Source organism: Mesorhizobium sp. WSM4840 (assembly GCF_055811755.1).
The window spans coordinates 272,126-293,971 of record NZ_JBVVQD010000003.1 but is presented as its reverse complement, the minus strand read 5'-3'; the positions used below and the strand labels follow the sequence as shown (position 1 = coordinate 293,971).

General features: G+C 60.8%; 16 protein-coding genes. 11 read left to right on the top strand and 5 right to left on the bottom strand.

The features are described from left to right. The first annotated feature begins 191 nt into the window (after positions 1 to 191). The 6 genes from AC0L3I_RS07050 to AC0L3I_RS07025 all read left to right on the top strand — a co-directional run bounded on the left by AC0L3I_RS07050 (position 192) and on the right by AC0L3I_RS07025 (position 7,362). Positions 192 to 428 carry a glycogen/starch synthase gene (locus AC0L3I_RS07050; protein ID WP_473526414.1) on the top strand — a complete coding sequence of 79 codons (237 nt, stop codon included), beginning with the start codon at positions 192 to 194 and terminating at the stop codon, positions 426 to 428. Further along, a complete protein-coding gene (locus AC0L3I_RS07045) occupies positions 341 to 1,471 on the top strand; it encodes a glycosyltransferase (RefSeq protein ID WP_473526510.1) in 1,131 nt (376 codons plus the stop codon). Before AC0L3I_RS07050 ends, AC0L3I_RS07045 begins: the two co-directional genes overlap by 88 nt. Before the next feature lie 569 nt (positions 1,472 to 2,040). After that, the gene (locus AC0L3I_RS07040) at positions 2,041 to 3,480 is read left to right on the top strand and encodes a DUF6600 domain-containing protein (protein WP_473526413.1); all 1,440 of its coding nucleotides are present in this window, start codon (positions 2,041 to 2,043) and stop codon (positions 3,478 to 3,480) included. A gap of 508 nt (positions 3,481 to 3,988) precedes the next feature. After that, a complete protein-coding gene (locus tag AC0L3I_RS07035; RefSeq protein WP_192365727.1) occupies positions 3,989 to 4,669 on the top strand; it encodes an HAD family acid phosphatase in 681 nt (226 codons plus the stop codon). 757 nt (positions 4,670 to 5,426) lie between these two features. Then, the gene (locus AC0L3I_RS07030; protein ID WP_473526412.1) at positions 5,427 to 5,651 is read left to right on the top strand and encodes a YjiS-like domain-containing protein; all 225 of its coding nucleotides are present in this window, start codon (positions 5,427 to 5,429) and stop codon (positions 5,649 to 5,651) included. A gap of 4 nt (positions 5,652 to 5,655) precedes the next feature. Further along, positions 5,656 to 7,362 (top strand): tetratricopeptide repeat protein, encoded by a 1,707-nt coding sequence (locus AC0L3I_RS07025; protein ID WP_473526411.1) that lies wholly within the window; start codon positions 5,656 to 5,658, stop codon positions 7,360 to 7,362. Positions 7,363 to 7,616: 254 nt separating this feature from the next. Here AC0L3I_RS07025 and AC0L3I_RS07020 read toward each other — a convergent pair whose 3' ends face one another. The 5 genes from AC0L3I_RS07020 to AC0L3I_RS07000 form a co-directional block, all read right to left on the bottom strand. Beyond that, positions 7,617 to 8,327 (bottom strand): response regulator, encoded by a 711-nt coding sequence (locus tag AC0L3I_RS07020; RefSeq protein WP_473484724.1) that lies wholly within the window; start codon positions 8,325 to 8,327, stop codon positions 7,617 to 7,619. Positions 8,328 to 8,396: 69 nt separating this feature from the next. After that, positions 8,397 to 12,083: a PAS-domain containing protein gene (locus AC0L3I_RS07015; RefSeq protein WP_473526410.1), complete on the bottom strand. Its 3,687-nt coding sequence runs from the start codon at positions 12,081 to 12,083 to the stop codon at positions 8,397 to 8,399. A gap of 784 nt (positions 12,084 to 12,867) precedes the next feature. Continuing rightward, a complete protein-coding gene (locus AC0L3I_RS07010; protein WP_473526409.1) occupies positions 12,868 to 13,134 on the bottom strand; it encodes a hypothetical protein in 267 nt (88 codons plus the stop codon). Between the two features lie 165 nt (positions 13,135 to 13,299). Then, complete coding sequence (locus AC0L3I_RS07005) at positions 13,300 to 14,427, bottom strand: NAD(P)/FAD-dependent oxidoreductase (RefSeq protein WP_473526408.1); 1,128 nt, start codon at positions 14,425 to 14,427, stop codon at positions 13,300 to 13,302. A gap of 64 nt (positions 14,428 to 14,491) precedes the next feature. Continuing rightward, positions 14,492 to 15,493, bottom strand: coding sequence for an SIS domain-containing protein (locus tag AC0L3I_RS07000; protein WP_473484732.1), 1,002 nt, complete (start codon positions 15,491 to 15,493; stop codon positions 14,492 to 14,494). A 103-nt stretch (positions 15,494 to 15,596) separates the two neighbouring features. Here AC0L3I_RS07000 and AC0L3I_RS06995 point away from each other — a divergent pair, with 103 nt between their 5' ends. From AC0L3I_RS06995 to AC0L3I_RS06975, 5 genes are all read left to right on the top strand, one after another. Continuing rightward, positions 15,597 to 16,463, top strand: a complete 867-nt coding sequence (locus AC0L3I_RS06995) for a PfkB family carbohydrate kinase (protein WP_473526407.1) — start codon at positions 15,597 to 15,599, stop codon at positions 16,461 to 16,463. 157 nt (positions 16,464 to 16,620) lie between these two features. Next, positions 16,621 to 17,457, top strand: coding sequence for an ABC transporter substrate-binding protein (locus AC0L3I_RS06990; RefSeq protein WP_473526406.1), 837 nt, complete (start codon positions 16,621 to 16,623; stop codon positions 17,455 to 17,457). Between the two features lie 76 nt (positions 17,458 to 17,533). Beyond that, positions 17,534 to 19,063, top strand: coding sequence for an amino acid ABC transporter permease/ATP-binding protein (locus AC0L3I_RS06985; RefSeq protein WP_473526405.1), 1,530 nt, complete (start codon positions 17,534 to 17,536; stop codon positions 19,061 to 19,063). A gap of 111 nt (positions 19,064 to 19,174) precedes the next feature. After that, positions 19,175 to 20,269: a LacI family DNA-binding transcriptional regulator gene (locus tag AC0L3I_RS06980; protein WP_473526404.1), complete on the top strand. Its 1,095-nt coding sequence runs from the start codon at positions 19,175 to 19,177 to the stop codon at positions 20,267 to 20,269. 365 nt (positions 20,270 to 20,634) lie between these two features. Next, a complete protein-coding gene (locus AC0L3I_RS06975) occupies positions 20,635 to 21,666 on the top strand; it encodes a substrate-binding domain-containing protein (protein ID WP_123147196.1) in 1,032 nt (343 codons plus the stop codon). Positions 21,667 to 21,846: the final 180 nt, after the last annotated feature.

Sequence of the window (21,846 nt, the reverse complement as noted above, 5' to 3'; positions counted from 1 at the left end):
GTCCCTCGGTATCCTGCATCAAGAAACACACGAGGCAGCGCTGAAGCGGGAGGCCGAAACTTGAGGGCAAGGTCGAGGCTTGGCCTGAGTGCTACCGAGCCTGCCACCTGGTCGTCGCCGGCCCGAGAATCTGGACACGGCGATTTCTTTGAGGCCGCGTCCCTTCGATCGACAGACGCGGCAGGCCTTGCATGAACATCGTGATGTTTACCAACACATTCACCCCGCATGTCGGCGGCGTTGCACACAGCGTTGCGTCGTTGTCGGAGATGCTGCGTGAGTTGGGGCATGCAGTCCTGATCGTCGCGCCGGACTATGCGGAAGCAGCTCAGAAAGCGACATCCTCCGCGTCCCGGCGATCCAGAATTTTAACGGGAGCGATTTTTCAGTGCCGATCCCGTTCACCCGCTCCCTTGAGAAGACACTGAACGCCTTCAAACCGGATATCGTCCATTCGCACCACCCGTTTCTTCTCGGCGACACCGCCCTTCGCATCGCGGCTTCACGAGCGTTGCCGACGATATTTACCTATCACACCCGCTACGAACTCTACGGCCACTACGTTGCGCAGGATGCACCGGTCCTCCAACGCCTCGTGCTCAGCCTCGCGGCTGGCTACTGTGATCTGTGCGAGCATATCATCGCTCCAACTCGCAGCATTGCCGACCTCTTGTGCCACCACGATGTCACCAAACCGATCACCATAATCCCGACCGGGATCGACCTGGCCAGGTTCGCCGAAGGAGATCGGCTGAGATTGCGGAGCCGGTTGGGACTAGCGAAAACCGATTTCATCGTCGGGCACGTAGGCCGGCTGGCGCCGGAGAAGAACCTGACTTACCTCACTGAAGCAGTTTGCCTGTTTCTTTCGCAAAATGAGCGCGCGCATTTTGTTGCCGCCGGCGACGGTGCGTCAGCGTCCGAAATGCGCCGAATGCTGGACGAGGCAGGTCTTCAGGACAGATGCCATCTGCTAGGCGTGGTCGAAGGCGCCGAACTGGCCGACGTCTATGCCGCCATGGACGTCTTCGCCTTCTCGTCGCGTTCCGAAACCCAAGGTCTTGTGCTTGTCGAGGCGATGGCGACCGGCGTTCCCGTGGTCGGGCTCAATGAACCTGGAGTCCGTGAGGTGGTACGCAACGGAAAGAACGGCTATCTCCTGTCAGCCGATGCGTCCCCAGGCCAATTCTCCAAGGCTCTCGCCAGAGTCCGCGCGATCACTGCGCCGGGCCGAGCGGCATTGCAAGAAGAAGCCAGACAGACCGCGGCCTCCTATTCACGATCCTCAACCGCGCAGCAGACCGTCGATCTCTATTCGCAGGCTGTCGCAAGCCATGCCGGTGCCAGAGCTACCCGCACTCGTTCGTTTGAGGCGACGCTCGAAGGTCTCAAGCAGGAATGGAGAATCCTCGCTAACCTTGCCAATGCCGTCAAGGACGCGGTGGCGACGCTCAGTGATTCCGAAAGTTGACGGCTGTGGGACGCCGCGGTTGCGCCCCGTCTTCGCCTGCCCCTATCCGTTCCGCTGAATGAGGAATTTCATCGGCACGATCCGAGCGCGCCTGTTAGTCTCGACGCATCATCGATGCTTTTGGCCGAGACATCAGCTCCGCCCTAGGAGCAGACGCCCCCAAAACGGATCTGAATCTGGTCACCGATGCGATATTTGCTTCGTCAAATGGCTTGGCCGCCTGCGAAACACCTTGTTGAGGTCAGGCATGTCGCGGACAGCGCCGCCAAACTTCGAGGGTGCGGTCACTGAACCCTGTGGCACGGCTCCCGGGCGACCGTGATGGCTTCGACCGACTGGTGCGCAAAGCGCTTTCCGTAGGCATTGCTTCTTCGGTGCGCAGATTTGTGACGGCGGTCGTGATCTGGCTCGCCGAGCCCATAAAGCAACGCTGATGTTGATCCCTGGGATCATCGCCGTGTGATGCCAAGCCGGCGTGTGGCCAGATGCGGCAACATTAGCAAGTGGAACAATCCGACAGCCGGTGAGTTTTCAGGGTGAAGGGCGATCTGTTTCGGAGGAAGACCAGAATGAAACGCGTCCTTGCACAAAATGCGGTACGACTGATGCTGGGCGGCGTGACCGCCTGTCTGCTTATGGTCGTCGAGATTCCCAACCCGGTTGCACCATTGGCGCTTGTGTCCGAGGCAAGGGCAGCCACCGACGTTTCCATTTCGATCAGCACATTCTATGACGACCTGTCTTCCCATGGTGATTGGGTTTCCTACCAGGGAGCGCCCGTTTTCGTCCCGGTTGATGTCCCTGACGATTGGCGTCCGTATACCATTGGACACTGGGTCTATACCGAGCAGTATGGCTGGCTCTGGGTGTCCGACGAGCCGTTCGGCTGGGCGACCTACCATTACGGCCGGTGGGGCTATGCCGACGACATCGGCTGGTACTGGGTTCCCGGCACTCGTTGGGCGCCAGCCTGGGTGAGCTGGCGGCGTGAAAGGGAGCACATCATCTGGGCTCCGCTGCCGCCACGCCGCGATCCCGATTTGATTTCAATCGAGGTGACCTTCGACACCACGCCGGATTTTTACTGGGTCGTGGTCCCCACCCGCGAATTCCTTGCTGAGGACATTTCCGTCGTCGTTATCCGTGATGAGCCGGAGTTTGTGCGCATTGTCGAAGCGGCCGAGCCTGCCGGCGACGTGACGATCCAGAACAACGTGGTGATCAACAACGTCATTGATGTTGATGTGATCGAGAAAGAGACGAGCCAGGAGGTGACCGTCGTCGAGGTCAGCGAGACCGAGACGCCCGAGCAGGCCGGCAAATTGGAAAACAATACGGTCACGGTCTTTGAAGGTGAAGTGAAAGCCGATCCCGATGCCAAACCAGCTGAGCTCAAAGACATCGAGGAGGTGAAGCAGGTTCAGGCAGGCCGGAAATCGAAGCCGACCGAAGGCGCAGCAACGACCGAACAGGCGCCGGCGACCGGCGAAGAGGTTGAGCCGGAAGAGACCGCCAAGCCTGAGAAGCCGACGAGCGAGGAGCAACCGACCATTGAGCAGCAGCAGGCCGAACCGGACCAGGCGGCCAAACCTGAGAAGCCGAAGGCCAAGGAGCAGCCCGCAGCCGAGCAGCAGCAGGCCGAGCCGGAACAGGCGGCCAAGCCTAAGAAGCGGAAGGCCAAGGAGCAGCCCGCCGCCGAGCAGCAGCAGGCCGAGCCAGAACAGGTGGCCAAGCCTAAGAAGCGGAAGGCCAAGGAGCAGCCCGCCGCCGAGCAGCAGCAGGCCGAGCCGGAACAGGCGGCCAAGCCTAAGAAGCGGAAGGCCAAGGAGCAGCCTGCCGCCGAGCAGCAGCAGGCCGAGCCGGAGCAGGCGGCCAAGCCTAAGAAGCGGAAGGCCAAGGAGCAGCCTGCCGCCGAGCAGCAGCAGGCCGAGCCGGAACAGGCGGCCGAGCCCAAGCCACAGAAGCAAGAAAACAAGGCGTGCGACCCGCAGACTGGGGCGAACTGCTAGTGTGCGGGTACAGACTACGGCACCGCGATCGTTCCACCGCGGTGCCCGCTGAACGGCATCGCACGCCAAAGCTGCGAACCCTTGCCATGCGGACGATCGCGTCCTTGACGGCTCGGCGCGCCGGCTGAACGGCAGTCGGCGGTAATTGGGCAGTCATTTCGCGGAATATCGCGCCATCCAACGTTCTCCGCCGCGCACGAGCGTGTGGAGTCCAGTCCGGAGCATCCATTGCGAGCACCTCTTCGGAACGGACTTAACCATCTCGCCGTCGGAACCGCGAACCTGTCTTCAGGAGCGTTGGTGGTAGTTCTCGCGAGGTCAACTTCTAGCGTTCACCTCAAGCACCCCGAAAGACCGCTGTTGGGGCACTTGCCGACATCGCTCAGTTTCGAGGACCTGTGCCTTGCCTCGCTTGACAGAGGACTTCTCGCGACCGCAAAGTCTCGTGATGCAGACGATTAGTTGGAATAGAATTGCGCGTGGTGCGGCCGTCGGGGCAATCGTGCTGATGATTGGCACAAATGTGCCTGGGTCGGCGCGTGCCGACGGCTCGCTCCTTCTCACAAGCCCGTCTCAGCCAGCCAATGTCGGCGACGCGATGCTGGCGGCCGCCAGTTATCATGATTCCGGCGCATATGATCGCGACCTTGCCGCCGTGGCGAAGCAGGCCGGCGATTGGGTCGTCAAGCGCGCAATGGAGGTGCCTCGCCCCGCACTGGTGCTCGATATCGACGAGACGGCTTTGGCCAACTGGGAAGTGATCACACGTGACAATTTCGGCCGCCCGATCGGCGGCGCCTGCGACATCGCAATCGACGGTCCCTGTGGCTGGGCCGCCTGGGACCAACTCGCGAAGGATCCGGCCATCGACCCCGTGCTGGAGGTTTTCCGGCAGGCGCGAACGGCGAAAGTCGCAGTATTCTTCATCACCGGACGTCCGGAGGACCAGCGTCAGGCGACCGAACAGAACCTGCAATCGGCCGGCTATGCCGGCTATGAGCAACTTTATATGGTCCAGCCGGGAGCCAAATATGGTTCCGCCGCTGATTTCAAGGCACCCGTAAGAGCCGAAATCGAAAAGGCCGGCTACACGATCATTGCCAATGTCGGTGATCAGCCATCCGACCTGTTCGGGGGACACGCCGAGAAGCTGTTCCTGCTGCCGAATCCGTTCTACAGGGTTCGCTGACGACGTGTACGGCGAAAACCCGAACGCTAGGGCCCCTGCCACACAACGGCAGGCCGTGACCCGTTGTTTAGCTTGAGCAGCAACGAACGACGGCTGTTGGGCGGGCAGACATGCCGATCATATTCATCTCCGGGTACGGCAACGTGCCGATATCAGCCCAGGCGGTCGAAGATTTGACAGCCGCATATCGGCACGACCAAGAGGGGCCCCCTGGTCGGGCCTGACCACAGACGATCGATTGCGGCTAATGTCATGGCCGGAGCAGAAGTTTCGGCTGATTGCCTGGAAAGGCAAATCATCGACCTCAAAGGGCACGGCGCCGGCGATGCCTCCTCCAGCTTCAACCTGCCTTAGACGTTCTGGCTGATGCTATGGCCGATACCGCCATCTACTCGCTTTGTACCATCCCGCACCCGGAAAGCGAGAGCGCGCTGGCTGAGTTCCGCCGCGTCCTGAAGCTCGGCGGGCGGCTGGTGTTTATGGAGCATGGAGGCGGAGAAATTCCGCTCCCCGAGCACGCTGCAAGGGCGTCTTGTCGGACTGTGGGGCTGCCTCCCGGTGCTGCCATCTGACGCGCGGGCCAGCGTGGCTGATCTCGGACTCCGGTTTCACTATCCAGCGCCAGGAAAGAAGGCGGTTTCCCGCGCGACTCTGGCAGCTCGCAGTCCACACCGCGCGGAAAGCGCTCCCCGGCGCTGAAACAAACGAAACACTTCGCGTTCGGCGCGGAAAAACGCCTGAAACAGGGATGGTTTAAATGCAATGGCATCGCTGCACCCGCGGCGCCAATCAATGGAGTGTTGCAATGTCGATAATGCGAGCAGCTTACCGCTCTTTCCGGGACTACCGGGTTCACCGTATGGCGGAACGGACGCTTGCGGCAATGGACGATGCCTTCCTGAGGGACATCGGGATCAGCCGGTCCGAAATTGGTTTGATGGTCCGCGGCTTGAAGCGCGGCCAAGAAGACAAGGCGGGCTGAAACCATGAAGCTTTCATTTAGGCTCCCGCTACTGGCCTGTGCCAGCGTGGCCGCCCTTCTGGCGGCGCCCGCCGCCAATGCCCATGAAACGGGCGTTCCGCATCGCCAGGCCAAGGCGGCGGTTGCAGAGGATTCGACAAGCGTCCCGCTGTTCGAAAACCTCGGCAGTCATTCCTACCCTGTCACCACCGCCAACCCGCTGGCGCAGGCCTATTTCAATCAGGGCCTGCGCTGGGCGTGGGCATTCAACCACGCCGAGGCGCAACGCGCTTTCAGGGCCGCCCAGAAGCTGGACCCGACCTGCGCCATGTGTTTCTGGGGCGAGGCCTACGTGCTCGGCCCCAACATCAACGCCGGCATGGGCCAAGAGGCGGCCGCGAACGCCGCCGAAGCCGTAGCGCAGGCGCGCAAGCTAGCGCACCTCGCCTCCAGCCGGGAAAAGGATCTTATCGCCGCGCTCTCCAGGCGCTACAGCGCCGATACTTCGGCCGATCAGGGCGCCCTGAACCAGGCCTATGCTGCGGCGATGGCGGAACTGGCAGACCGCCATCCGCAGGACGACGAGATCGCCACGCTCTACGCTGACGCCCTTATGAACCTGATGCCCTGGGACTACTGGCTTGACGGCGGAGCAACGCCAAAGCCGGACACGGTCAAGCTTGTGGCCTCGCTGGAGCGGGTGCTGGCGCGCAATCCGGATCATGCCGGTGCGATCCATCTCTATATCCATGCCGTCGAAGCGTCGACGACGCCGGAAAGGGCCGAAGCCCATGCCGACCGGCTTGCCGCCCTCATGCCCGGCGCCGGACACATCGTGCACATGCCAGCGCATATCTATCACCAGGTCGGCAGGTGGATCGACAGCCTGGAGATCAACCGCAAGGCGGTGGCGGCGGACGAGGCCTATTTCGAGCGCGTCGGCATAGCGCCGGAGAGCACGCCCGGTGTCTACACGGACGGCTATTATCCGCACAACCTGCATTTCCTGATGACCTCAGCACAGATGGCGGGCGACATCGAGGCAATCGCCGAGGCGGCCAAAAAGCTCGAATCCCTGGTCTCCAACACCACGGCCAGGAAGGTGGCCGGGCTGCAGCCGATCAAGGCGGCGACCTATTTTGCGCACGCCCAGTACAGCGGTCCCGAGGTCATACTCGCGCTGCCGCTGCCGGCAAACGCCCTGCCTTATGTCGAGGCAACCTGGCGATATGCGCGGGGCATCGCCTTCGCCGCAAAAGGCGCGAGCGAGGCGGCGCGCGCCGAGACCGCGGCAATCCGCGAGCTCGCCGCCGAGACCGATTTTTCCACGGAAACGGCGGGAGGACTTCCGGCGCCGGATTTGCTGGAATTGAGCGCGCTGATCGTGGAGGCCCGCATTGCCCAGCACCAGGGCAACCTGCGGGAAGCGCGCAATAAGCTTGAGGCGGCGGTCGCGATCGAGGACGGCCTTGCCTATATGGAACCGGCCTACTGGTATTATCCGGTCCGACAGACCCTCGGCGCGGTCTACATGGCCATGGGTGAGCACGAGGCGGCCGCGGCAGCCTTCGAGCACGTGCTGGAGCAGACTCCAAACAACGCCTGGGCGTTGTGGGGCCTGCGCGAGGTTTTCCGCAGGACCGGCAGGACAGCGGACGCCGAAGAGATGGATGCGCGCTTCAAGGCCGCCTGGGTGGGAGCGCCGGATTTTCTCGGCATCGAACGGCTCTGACCCGCGCTTAAGGTGCCGGCGTCCTTGTCGGCTCAGGAAACGTGTCGCAGCCTCGCAACCCCGGCTGCGATACACAATCCAAGGTTGAAAAAGACTTTGGCCGGCACGCCTGCCTTTCAGTGCCACACGTCATAGTGGAAACGCAACGCAGCTGGATCCCGAAGATCAGAGGTTGAGCGGGGCAATCCCCTGGAGCCACAAAATCGCATAAAGCGCAAGGGACGAGGCGCTGGTCCAACCCAGCGGCGGCGCGCTCAAGCGTAGAGGTAACCCATGCCGCGGATCGTCCTGATCACCTCCGGCTTGGAGGGATCGACCTCGATTTTCTTCCGCAGGCGCGAAACGCGAATGTCGATGCTGCGATCGAAGGGATCCCAGCCGCGGTCATGGGCGAGCTCGAGCAGTTGATCGCGGTTGAGTACTCGTCCACGATGTTCGCTGAATACTTTCAGAAGCCGGAACTCCATCGCGGTGATCGCTATTTCGACCCCCTCGGCGTTGTATAATTTGTGTTCGTCCGGGTCGAAGCGGCACTTGCCGAACTGGACCTGGTGAGGACCCGGAGTACTCGCTTTCTCCGCAGCTCGTTCACTCGCCGACGTCCTGCGCAGCACGGCCTTCACCCGCGCCAGCAGCTCCCGCAGGTCGACGGGCTTCGCGACATAGTCGTCGGCGCCAATCTCCAATCCGACAACGCGGTCGACGATTTCCGCCGATCCGGTCAGCATGATAATGGCAACGTCTGAGTGCTCTCGTAGATATCGCGCCAGGGAGAGGCCATCCTCACCTGGCATTCGGATATCCAAGATGACCACGTCGACGTGCTGGCTATCAACAAGTTCACGCAGGGCGGGCCCCGCGTTGGCCGGCGTCACGGCATAGCCATGATGCTCCAGATATTCCGCTACCGTGTCGCGGATATCCGGTTCGTCATCGCAGACAACTACGTGTGCGTGCGTCGTCAAAATCGACCACCGAGCAACTAGCCTAATGGATAAGCTGCCCCTAAAGTGACGTGCAAATCAACGGATCTGTCAAGTATTGTTGTTGACCAGATTCGAGACAAACGAACGGAGCTCGTTAGGTTTGATCGGTTTCTCAAGATAGGGCCGTTTCGCGGCGCGCAGGAACATCTGCGCGTCCGGGCTGATCGTGTCCCCCGTCAGGAAGGCCAACCTGTCGAGCTCGGCCGGATGGAGCTTGGCAATCTGGTTGAACAATCCCCGTCCATCCATGTCCGGCATTTTCAGATCGCTCAGGATCAGCGCGAAGGTGCGGTTCTGGAGATGCAGCAGCGCTTCTTCGCCGGATCTGGCAATGGTGACCTTGAAACCATCCCGCCTGAGCACCTCAGCGACAAGCTCACCCACTTCCTCTTCGTCGTCCACCACCAGACAAGCAATGCCGGTTGAATTCGGGAGCTCGTCTTCGGCCGTTTCGGCTCGTTCCTCGAGACGGTCCGAAGCAGGCAGCGAAAGTATGAAGGTCGAGCCACCCTCCTCGGGGGATTCGACCTCGATGGTTCCTCCATGGGATTGAACGATCCGATGACAGAAGGACAGCCCGATCCCGGTCCCTGACCCAATCTCTTTGGTCGTGAAGAACGGCTCGAAAATGCGGGGAAGTATCTCTTTGGGAATTCCCGGGCCGGTGTCGGCAACGCTGACGACTATGTTGCCGGTCGTGGGCTGAAGCCGCGTTGAAACCGTGATTGTCCGTCGCCCTTCCCAGCCGTGCAGCGCCTGTTCTGCATTAACCAGCAAATTGATCAGCACCTGGGCAAGCTGATCGGGATCCGCCCAGATCGGGGGAAGGCCAGGTTCAAGATGAACTGAAAGCCCGATGTCCGACGATCGAATCGAATAGCTCGCCACTTCCACCGCCTCGGAAATAATATCATCGATCGCAACGTTTGAGGTTCGCGTCGGCTGCTGTCTGGCCATAGCCAGGAAAGTCTTGACGATCCTGGCGCAGCGTTCGGCTGCCTTGCTCATCTTGTCGGCGCGTTCCACGACCTTGGCGTCGGTAGCAGTCTCCTTCAACAGCGATGACAGGCCAAGCACCACCGAGAGTGGATTGTTGAGCTCATGCGCCACCCCCGCCAGCAATCCACCGAGCGCCGACATTTTTTCGTTCTGGTGCAGCGTCTCGCGCTGCCGCTCCAATTCCTGCTGCATTTCGATACGGTCGGTGAGATCGTAGGCGTGGGAAACGATCACCTTCTCACCATGGTAATCGATCAGTCGAGACGAAATCGAGCACCAGCAGGTTCCACCGTCCTTGCGTTTGAGCTGGGTTTCGAAATCGTCGACCAACCCCGTCGCGAGCAGCCGCTCGACGTATCGGATCCGCTCTGAAGGATCGACATAATAGTCGACGGCGCTGGTGACGTCGCCGAGCAGCTCAACGGTGGCGGGGCTGCGGTAAAGCAGCTTCCCGTCATGGGCGCGGGTCATCTGGATGTTGACGGGGCAGGCTTCGAGGACTTTACGGACCAGTTCATCCGCTTCCTTGGCGGCCTCCTCGGCCCGCTTGCGCTCTGTAATGTCGACACGGGTGACCACGAATCCGCCTTCGCGGGTCGGACAGTTCGAGACGAAAAACCAACGCCCGTCCGTATGACGGAATTCCTGTTGCCGGAATTCGCGGCGGTCCCGTGCCCTCTCGGCAAGCCAGTCGTCGATCTTGTCCCGAGGAACCGGAAACTGGTTGCGCTCTGCGGTCACGCGGAGGAAATCGAACCAGTTCACCCCGGGAACGAGCACATCCGCGCTTATCGCGTGCATCTGGCGGTACCTGCTGTTAGCCAGCACTAGGCAATCATTCCTGTCGTAGAGGGCAAATCCTTCGGCCAGAGATTCGATCGCGTCGATCAGCCGCTCGTTGGCCTTGCGCGTTTCTTGCTGGGCGGCGATCATGTCGGTGATATCAGTCGTGTTCGATACGATCACCTGCCTTCCCTGGAAATCGATCAGGCGAGCGGAAATCGAAGCCCAGAAGGCCTTGTTCTCGGTGTCGTACTGCTGGACCCGAAAATCATCGATCCTGCCCTTTTCGATCAGGGTGCGCTCCAATATTGCGCTATAGTCTGGATCGACATAGTGGTCGGTTATTCGAGGACGGTCGGCGTAGAGATCTCTGGTAGCGGGATTGCGGTAGAGCGTTTCTCCCTCGAACGTGGTCATGCGTATTGGCGAAGGGCAGGCATCGAGCACCTTTTGCAGCAGTGCCGTCGCGTCGCGCTCGGCAGCCTCGGCCTTCTTTCGCCCGCTGATGTCGGCGCGCGTTACGACGAAGCCGCCAAGATCGGTGGGATGTATCGAAACCGAGTGCCATTTGCCGTCGGAGAGGGGTACCTCGAAATGGGAGTGGAACTCGATCCGGCCTTGAATCCGCTCGTCGAGCCACTCATCCTCACGCCCAACCGCATTGCGGTACACGCCGCGCTTGGCGGATTCGCGAAGGAGTTCGCCCCATTCCACACCCGGTTCAACGAGATCCCGCACCGGGTGGTTCAGATCGCGGTAAAGGCTGTTGCACATGACCAGGCGGTGATCTTCGTCGTACAGCGCGAATCCCTCGGAGAGTGATTCAACGGCGTCTGCGAGCATCTCCCGCGCCGCAGCGACTTCGCCGTCACGCTTCTTCTGCTTGGTCACATCGGCGATGCCGGCCAGAACCACTCGCCGGCCCTGGAACGCGACGATCCTGAGATTGCCCGTGGCCCAGAACTCCTGGCCGTCGGGTCTTTTAAGAAGCACCTCGCAATTTTCGACGACGCCCTTTTGCATGAGCTCCCGATTGATTTCCCGGTGTTTCTCGTCGACAAAGTAGTCGCCGAGCCGCACCGTCTCACGTTGCGCCTTTTTGCTCCATCCAAGCAGCCGTTCGGCAGCATTGCTCTGATAGATGAGTTCCCCCGAACTTGCATCGTTCATCCATACCGGCAACGGATGATGCTTGATCAGGAAACCGAACAGATCCTCGCGCTGCTTCCGTTCCGTGATGTCCAATACCCCGATGATGAGCGAGGGGCGCCCGCCATAAACGCCTCGACGGCAGTTGGTCGAGCACCAGACGGTCGATCCGCTTGTATTTCTGAGCTGGATTTCGTGATCCCGCACGATGTCGCTGTTGCTGGCGAGAGAACTGATTTCATCGAATTCGCCAGTATTCACGAAATGACCCGTCAGGAATTGCGGCTCGTTCGGGGTCCATTTTCGGCCAAGCAGGTTCGACGCATCGAGGCTTTCGTAGAGGATCTGCCCGCTTCCCGCGTCCACCACCCAAACGGGCAGCGGGTGACTGTCCGTGATGCAGCGGAATATCTCCGCGTTTTCCCGGTGCGCGATCTGCGCTCGCTTCATGTCGGTAATGTCGACGCTTACCAGGGCCACGCCGCCATCAGGCCGAGGATGTGCGGTGAGCAATTTCCACCGGCCATCCAATGTCTCAGCTTCAACTGGAGCGTCGTCGATTTGCGTCCATCGCGCCGCGGCGCTTTCAACGAACGCGTTGCCGGGCTCGATGGGGCGGCCGTCGAAACTTTTCAGATATGAGAGGGCTTCGGCGACTGCGGCAATGGCGTCCATCGGCTGCATCCCGCCGCGGTCGAGGCGCTGGCTTCCAAATATCTCCAGATTGCTCCCAACGAGGACATTGTTGGCGTCAAAGAGGGCATAGCCTGTGTGTGTGGATGTGACCGGATTATCAGGCCGCATGGTCGTTCCCCTTTATTCGCGTGATCGCCCGAGGGCGGATACTAGACCCTCTTTGTTTCAGCACACATTCAGACGCTGCGTGATTTGTTTCAACTGTTTCGGCGGGAGTCATCGCCAGCGCTGACGTGAAAACGAAACTCTATCCAATCCTTCGGAAAAAACGGCCGAAACACGAATGGCCTAGGTTGCACGGCCGATATCACGGATCGAGCAAACGACTCGGACCAGTCACAAAACGCCGCCTGTCATCCCGTCGCGCGCGCCGCTGAAACAAACGAAACACTCCCACCGCTCTACAGAAAAACGCCCGAAACGAAAGCGGTGTATGACAATAAGAACCGCAGATGCGGCAGATTCACTGGCGAGACGCAAATATCCAGCGCCCTGGACAAACATCTAGTCTTGTCGAGGTGTCGACGCGTCTTGCTCCGAAACCTGAGGTTCAAAATGCATAAACCAGTTACTTCGTACGATTTCCCCGACCGGCTCCGCGCGAGCCTTATTGACCAAAACCATCCGGCCCATGAAGAGGCTCGCCGGCTCTTACAACGCCATGATCGACAAGGGGCAGACGTCAACCCCATCACGCGACGGCTGATCGGGAACAGCCGCCATTCATACAGGCCGCGTTGACGCCGCCGAATGGTGATGATCTCGGCTGCTATCAAGCAGCCCTCCGAACACCGCACGAACCTAACAAGACAACCGTGCGCTGAACAACCTGCCGCCGCAGGACAGGGGATCTGGGGGCGCTGATAACAGCGTTCGGCCGGCACCGTCGAGATTAGACAAGCGGCGACTCGTCCGCCGCTTGGAAAGCGGTGGCGGCGGCTTCGACCGGAGCACCCGATCGGGCATCAGCTTGGTTGGGGTTGCGCAGCCCGATCGGGTGCGTTTCAGTAGAACTCCCCTCGGCTTCAGCTTTGAGAGCTGCGTCGTTAGTCCGTAGCCGCGCCCAGTCGTGAGTAAGCACCGCCAAGCGCCACCAGTTCATCATGCAGACCTTGTTCGACGATGCCGGTATCGGCGACCACCACGATGCGATCGGCATTGGCGCCGCGCGTGAAGGGCCAGCCTTGCTGCGGCCGCGGCTAAAACTAAACTACGATTGTCATGTTATCCTAGTCAGGTGCGCGGATCAACCTCCGAAGGCGGTCATCTGGGCAATGCCACCGCGGCTCATCTGGACAGTTCGGTCTCGGCCGCGATTGCCCTTTCAGCCGAAACGGTTGGCGCGGAAGGTTGCAAGCATGGGGTGCGGATTGCCGGAGGCGATTTCTTTGGCTAGCAATTCGCCGACGATCAGTCCAAGCGTGGCGCCGCTGTGGCTAAAGGCGACGTGAAGATCGGCGACGGTCTCGACGGAGCCAAGCACCGGCTCGCCATCGCCGGGGATAGGCTTCGGGCCAACGGCGTAGGTTGCGAGTTGGAGCCGCGGATTGCCGTCGAGCACGGCGCTAGCTTCGTCGAGCAGTCCTTTGACGGTTTTGTTGTGCACGGTGTAGGTGTCGTCCGAGTTGACCACGACTTCTTCCTCCGACCATGCCGAATCCAAAACAAGTGCGCCATCCGGCGTCGGGCGCACCGCCACGCGCGGCGTATTCAGCACGGCACGGAGGTCGGTCTTGACGGGCTTGGTCTTCAAGAGAAGTGAAATCGGCGTGGCGTCGGGGACATGGACTCCAATCTCCGCAAGCATGGAAGGCGTCGCTGGCCCAACGGCAAGGATCACTGCATCCGCCTCGACCGCCGCACCGCCAGCAGTGACGACGCCACGTGCGCGACCACCTGTGGCAACTATCTGCACCCGTCCAGCGTCCTGAACAAGCTTGCCGCCGTGGGAGCGGAATTCATTGAGCAGCAGATCGATCAAAGAGGGCAGGTCAACCCATCCTTCGCCAGGATTGAAGATGGCGCCCTGCGGGGTGATTGCACTGGCATTGACCCCGGGCGTTATTGCGCCAACTTCGGCAGGGCCGAGCAGAAGCGCGTCATAACCAATATCCTGCTCCAGCTGCCAGATGGACGCGATCTGGTTCGCCTCATCATCCGCATCCCAGGTGAGGCCGCCGTCAAAGCGAAGCCAGGACGCGGTTTCCGGCCTTGTGGCGGCCAGGGTCCGATAGCGGTCGACGCCTGCAAGCCTCAAGCGGTGATAGGCAGTCTCCGCGCGTCGCGCTGAGTTCAGCCAGGAAAGTGAACGGCCGGATGCACCGTTGGATGGCGCGCCGTCGTTGACAATGGTCACATCAAAGCCAAGGCGGGCAAGGTGCAGCGCGGTCGAGGTGCCAAAGATGCCTGCGCCGACAACGACGACATGGCGCGGCTTTGAGGATGCAGTCATAGAGAAATCCTTCTACGCAGAAGATGGGCTGGGAGTTGTGAGGTCGCCACAAAGCGCGGCGGAACTAGTAGTCCGACAGCTTCTTCATGTAGCGCCGGCCCTCGAGCATCGGCCGATCGCGCAGACCTGCCAGCTTGTAGGCAAAACGCCATAGAGTGTCGAAGAAGACCAAAGGCACGAGATAGGGTTTGATGTGTTCGGACATACCGCCGAGGTCGAGTTCCGCTCCATCGAGCACCAGGATGTTTTCCCGGCTGCCGTACTTGATAAGGAAATCACGGGCACGTTCGGAAAGGCTCCGCGTTTCGTCCAAACCCAGCAGGACCACGAAGCAAGCATCCCTATCCACCACTTCGAATGGGCCATGAAAGAACTCGTTCGCGTGTATTGCCTGCGAGTCGTACCACTGCATTTCCATGAGCACGCAGATGGCGTACGAATAGGCCGCACCGTAGCTGGCACCGCTGGCCAGTGTGTAGATTGCCTCTCGAGGTGCGAAGCGAGCGGCGAAGGTCTCGAACCGGTCAGCATAGGCCCGGTGCGCGCGCTCGATGGCCGGTTGAAGATGGCTCAGGCTGATCAGCAGGTCGTCGGTTAGCCCGCCGTCCTCCCGAGCATCGATCAAACCGGCGAGCAGCATGTAGAGCACGCCGTAATTGCTGTAGGCTGCATTGATTGCTTTGCCCGTCGTATACGAGGCCTGGTAGGCAACCGGGTGGTCGACCGCCCGCGCGAGGGGCGATGTTTGGTCGAGCGTCATGCCGATTGTCGTTGCGCCTCGGTCTTTTGCGTGATTGGCCGCCCGCACGGTCTCCTTGGTGGTTCCTGTCTGCGAGCAAAGGACAACAAGCGTGTCAGGTCCCAACCGCCGCGGATCTCGGCAGACGAACTCATCCGCGTTGTAGATGTCGCAGGCGAATGTGCCATTGTGGCGGTCGAGGAAGTATTTGCCTGCCATCATGATCGAGAGCGAGCCGCCGCACGCCACGAGAAAGAGGTGCGAAAACTGCCTGCCCGCCGCAGCGTTCAGAGCGCGTTCTAGGTCGGCGGGCAGGGCGGAAATCATGAGATTCCTCGTCTCGATTGACAGAGCTTGGGCCGGCGCACAATTGACAGATAGCAGCCATTGTGCGAACGTTATCACATCCTTTTAAGCTGAAAGTCCTGCAATGGTCAAGATTGCCGCGATGGGCGATAACGTGGTCGATTGCTATCTTGCTCGCGGCGAGATGTATCCTGGCGGAAACTGCCTCAATGTCGCGGTCTATGTGAGCCGCTTCGGCGGGCAGTCGGCCTATGTGGGAGCGATCGGCAAAGACCGGGCCGGGGACCTGATCTGCACTGCACTGGCGTCGGAGCGCGTTGACGTCACCCGATTGCGGCGCCTCGAAGGGCCGACCGCTTACTGCCTCATAGGTCACCACAACGCCGACCGGATTTTCCTGGATTTCGATCTCGGCGTTTCGATGTTCACGCCGACGCAAGAAGATCTGGATTTTCTCACAGGCTTTCAGGCCGTCCACATCGGCCAGTCCAGCGGGTTAGACCCATGGGTTGCCGTAGTTTCGAGTAAATCACTGTTATCTTACGATTTTTCCACGCGGCGGGAACCGGAACACCGGCGCGAGGTTGGACCCCATTGCTATCTGGCTTCCGTTTCAGGGGATGGTCTTGACGACAAGGAATTGGCCGTAATCGCATCCGAGCTGCTTGCGTGTGGTCCAAAGTGGGTTTTGGTGACTCGCGGTCGAGCCGGCGCGGTGCTTCACAGCGACACCGTCTCCTACCGTACGCCGGCGCGGCTGGTCGAACCCATCGACACCCTGGGCGCGGGCGACACCTTCATAGCCCGAACGCTACTCGGCCTGCTTACGGATGAGGCGCCTCAGGACATTCTCCGCCATGCCGCAGAGGCGGCGGCTGCAACCTGCCAGTACTATGGCGCGATCGGCCATGCGTCAGCAATCGATATAGGCAACATGACGCCCGAGATCCTCCGCGGAGCGGGGCACGTTCAACACGGGAAAACGGTCTAGCTGCGAAATTCCTCGAAACAATTGACGCGAGAAACGGACAATGCTAGGTAAAGTGATAACGTTCTCATCCATCTAATTAAACGCCACCTAAGAGCATTTTGATGGATCAGACGTCGAGTGGGAAGGCCGGGTTCGGCCAATCGTAAGAGGAGAAGACATGCAAACGAATTCGAGCAGGCGCCAACTGGTGAAATGCGGTCTGGCGCTGACTATCGCCTTGGTGACAGGACTTAGCACGTTGGCCGCGTCAACGCAGGTAAAGGCGGCCGACAACCCTTACAACCTCATCGATCCAACAACGATCAGTGTCGGAACGATGGGCGATGCGAAACCCTACGTCTTCACCGACGCCAACGGCAACTTCACCGGCTTCGACGCTGAGCTCTTCCGCGACGTGGCGCACCGGCTCGGGTTCAAGGAGGAGCAGGTCGTCTTCACCGGCCAGGAATTCTCGGCGTTGCTGCCATCCGTCGCCAACGGCCGCTTCGACGTCGCTGTCGCCGCCATTGGCACGACCGCGGAGCGCAAGAAGACCGTGGATTTTGGCGATGGCTATCTCGCGGGTTACCTTTCGATCATTTCGGCCGATCCGGCTCTGACGAGCAATGAGAGCACCGCCGGAAAGCGCATCGGCGTGATCCAGGGGACGCTGCAGGAAATCTATGCCGAGAAGAATCTGAAGGGCGACATCGTCAAGTTCCCCGACAACAACACCGCGGTGGCGGCGCTGAACAACGGGACGATCGACGGCCATTTCACCGACTATGAGTCGGCCAAGCAGTATGTAGAACGCTATAAAAACCTGAAGATAACAATGAACGTGCCGTCCTTCGATGCGCCAGCCGGGTTCGTGGTCAAGAAAGGCAACGATGCCTTCCGCGAGGCACTGAACAAGGCACTGCGCGAGGCCATGGACGATGGCACTTGGAAACGGCTGCACGAAAAATGGTTCGCGGGCACCCCCATGCCAGATCAATATCTGCCCAAGAAGTGAATTCGAGCGACTTCGCTGTGTTTTCCGGCCGGGCCCGTGAGCAACGGTGCCCGGCCGTGTTATAGATGGACTTGATATGAGCTGGTTCGATACCTTCTCCCGCAGCTTCCTTGATTTCCAGGCGATGGCAGAAGTTCTGCCAAACATGGTGATGGTCGGCCTCAAGAACACCCTGATCCTGGCCGTCGCCTCGACGTTTTTCGGGACGCTGATCGGTATCGTTCTCGCCGTGATGGGGATTTCCGAGAACCGGCCGCTGAAGCTCCTCGCGCGGGTCTACACCGATATCTTCCGTGGGCTTCCCGCCATTGTCACTATTCTGATCATTGGCCAAGGCTTCGCACGGTTGGGCCGGGACCTGTTCGGTCCATCGCCTTATCCGCTGGGCATTCTGGCACTCAGCCTTATTGCCGGCGCCTACATCGGAGAAATTTTCCGAGCCGGCATTCAGAGCGTCGAGCGCGGTCAGATCGACGCCACCCGCACTCTCGGAATGACGTATGGCCAAGGCATGCGCCTGGTGGTGATCCCGCAAGGCATCCGCCGCGTCCTGCCGGCACTGGTCAACCAGTTCATCGGCAACGTCAAGGACTCCAGCCTGGTCTATTTCCTTGGCCTGCTCGCCTCCGAACGCGAACTGTTCCGCGTCGGCCAAGATCAGGCCGTGCTGACCGGCAACCTGTCACCACTCTTGCTGGCCGGCGTGTTCTACCTCGTGATCACGGTGCCGCTAACCCACCTGGTCAACTACATCGACGCGCGCATGCGCGTCGGCAAGCGTATCACCGGCGTGCAGAGCGGCCTCAAGGAAGTCGCCGAGCTTGCGGAAGCCGGTGTGCCGGGCACAGAGAAGTCGGCCGCAGCCGCGCCCGCTCGCTTCAACGGCGGCAGCATCGAGGTCACGAATATCGATATGGCCTACGGCGCCGTCCAGGTGCTCCATGACGTCAGTCTGAAAGTCGAGCCGGGGACCGTCACCTGCCTGATCGGGCCATCCGGCTCGGGCAAGTCGACCTTGCTGCGTTGCCTCAACCGCCTCGTCGAGTGTCGAGCCGGAGACATCCTGCTCGATGGCGAAAGCATCTACAAGCAGACCCCTGACCAGCTCCGGCGGTGTGTCGGCATGGTTTTCCAGCAATTCAACTTGTTCCCCGACCGCAGTGCGCTCGCCAACATCACCCTGGCGCTGCGCAAGGTAAAAGGCATGTCGCGCCAGGAGGCTGAGCGCGCGGCCTTGGCGAGGCTGCATGAAGTCGGACTCTTGGAGCGCAAAGACCATCGGCCGGCAAATCTTTCGGGCGGACAGCAGCAGCGGGTGGCCATCGCGCGCGCCCTGGCCCTCGAGCCCGAAGTCATGCTGTTCGACGAAGTCACCAGTGCTCTCGATCCGGAATTGGTAAAGGGTGTCCTGAACTTGATGGCCGACCTCGGACGGGGCGGGATGACGATGGTGGTCGTTACGCACGAGATGAACTTCGCTCGCAAGGTTGCAAACCAGGTCGTATTCATGGACGAGGGGCGGATTGTCGAGGCAGGGCGACCAGGGGACCTTTTCGACAATCCGAAAAGCCCACGTCTTCGGCGCTTTCTGTCTGAGGTGCTGTGATTGCAATGGTGTGTGCAACGGCGAGTGCTGCGGTGTTCGGACTTGCGGGGTGGGCCTAACTGCCACTAGCTCGTCTTTACGACGCACGAATGGGCGGCGGGGGCTTGCTGAGTGATTCAAAGATCGTCGAAAAACGCAACCATCATAGAAGTGGCTCGCCGGGCCGGGGTCAGCTCCGCCACGGCGGGGCGTGTGCTTGGCGACTACGGCTACAGCAGCCCCGAGGTTCAGGAGAAAGTGCGCGCCGCCGCAGCTGCGCTGGGCTATCGCCCCAATCGCCTGGCAAAAGGTCTGATCACCGGTAAGACGCAGACTATCGGAGTTGTGGTCGGCGATATCGAAAGCCCATTCTACGCGAGCGTTTTGCGTGGAATAGGGGATGTCGCGCGCCGTGGCGGCTTCGGGGTTATCGTTACGAATAGTGACGAAAATGCCGAACTCGAGCGGGAGGCGGTGCAACTGCTGCTGGAAAAGCAGGTCGACGGTTTGATCGTCTCGTCGACCTTCGTGGACGAGCCGGATCATCTTCGTGAGGCAGTCGCGGCCCGCTGTCCCGTCGTGCAGTTCGACCGCATCGTGGCGGGCTTGGAAACCGATTCCGTGGTGGTCGACAACGTTTCTGCGACTCGCAGCAGCATCGCTGCGATGATCGGGGCCGGACACAGCCGCATCGGCATACTGGCCGAACTGGGTCCGGGCCAGCGCGATGATGTCGGCTCGTTTGTGGCGAACGTCGATCTCTCCAGCGCTGACGTTCGCTACCACCATCCAAGCTGGCAACGGCTGTTGGGTTATCTGGAAGCTCATCGTGCCGCAGGTATCGAGCCGGATCTGCAGTTGGTCCGCCGGGTGGCGGTCTATTCCAGCGAGGCAGCCCGCAAGGAGGCGCTCGATCTGCTGACAATGCGCAATGCACCGTCCGCTCTATTTACCGCCGACGGTGTGATGTCGACAGGCGTTCTGGAGGCGACTTCCGCACTGAAGCTTGCGATTCCAGGAGACGTTTCGCTGCTTTGCTTCGACGATCTCGACTGGATGCAGTTCGTGGCCCAAGGTATCACAGCCATCGCGCAGCCAGCGCACTTGATCGGAGCGGCGGCGGCGGAGCTTCTCTTGAAGAGGCTTGCGGAGGCTACGTTACCTTTCGAGCACCGTGTCCTGGCGGCCCAAATCGTGGAGCGCAATTCGATTGCCGTGCATGTCTAGCTGCAGGCTGGATGTTCTGAGGTCCCTGAGCGGAAGCGGGCGTGTCCCTGACATTCAACCCGTGGCTGCGTTGACCTAAAACGATCGCAGGTCATGCTGGAAAACATCGGCAGGTCAGTTTGAAACCGCTGACCTGAGCTTGCCCGGCTCGTTCGTTCACCAACACTGGCGGCCCATCGGTGCTCGTCACTGCCAGCCAGTCTGTGAAATATATTTCAGCATGTGAATTTTATTGACACTCGGGCCAACTCCTGCGAATGATCAGCTGCTGGGCCTCGGGAGGAGGTTCGGTCTCATCAACCACAAGCGGCGGCACGTAAGTGTCAGGCCGCCCAATTGACCAGGCTTCGGCCGAGGGAGGACTCTTGCGCAAATTTTTGAGCATGCTCGCCATTTCGGCAGCAGCGACCACAGTGTTGGGGGCAGGCCACGCCGCGGCCCAGGCCGCTAACCCGTTCAAGTGCGAGCCGGGTGAAAAATACGTCATGAACGTCATGGTTTCCGGCGTCGAATACTGGTTCCCGGTCTACGAGATGTTCAAGCAGGCTGGACAGCAGTTCGGTTGCGAGACCGAATACACCGGAACGCCCGAATACGATGTGAACAAGCAGATAGCGACATTCGACCAGGCGCTGGCTCAGAAGCCGGCGGGCATCCTGGTGCATCCGATGAACTCCGATCCGTTCATCGAGCCAATCAACCGGGCCATCGACCAGGGAACGGCAGTAGTCACATTCGCCGCGGATTCGCCCAACTCCAAACGAGTGTCCTACATCACCTCCGACAACGTCGCCGAAGGTACCTATGCAGCCGATGCAGTCGCCAAGGCGATGGACGGCAAGGGCGAATACGCGGTCCTTGAAAACCCCGGACAGGACAATCACGACAAGCGCATCGCCGCCTTCATCGCCCGCATGGAAGCCAAATGGCCGGATATGAAGCTCGTCGGCCGCGCGGCGTCGAATCAGGATGCGACGAAGGCCTATCAGGCCGTGCTCAGCCTTGCCCAGGCGCATCCCGAACTGGGCGCGGTGTTCATGCCGGAAGCCAACTCGGCAATCGGCGCCGCGCAGGCCGCGAAGGAGGGCGGCGGCAAGATCCGGGTTATGCTGGCGGACGTCAACGCCAAGATCCTCGATATGATCAAGGCCGGCGAAATCTTCGGCTCGGTCAACCCGAACCAGGGCATGCAGGGCTATATGGGCTTCATGCTGCTGTGGCTGGCCAAGCATCCTGAGCTGATCGATCCGATGAACGACGCCCGGCGGTCGGGCTTCAACGGCATGGGCGTGCCTTTCGTCGACAACGGCTTTTCCATCGTCACTGCGGAAAACGCCGATGATTTCTATTGGGATGCCTACCTCACGCGGCGCGGCACCAAGGGCATCGAGGAATAAGTCCGACTTTATGCCTTCGGGCTCTTCGGAGATGCTCGAAGCGGGACGGGGGGGGGGGGGGGGGGCCCCCCCCCCGGGGGGGGGGGAGGGAGGGGAGAGGGGGGGGGGGGGGGCGCGCCCGGGCCCCGGGGCGCCGCCCCCGCCGCGGACCGGGGGGCACGGCGAGGGGGGGCGGGCCCA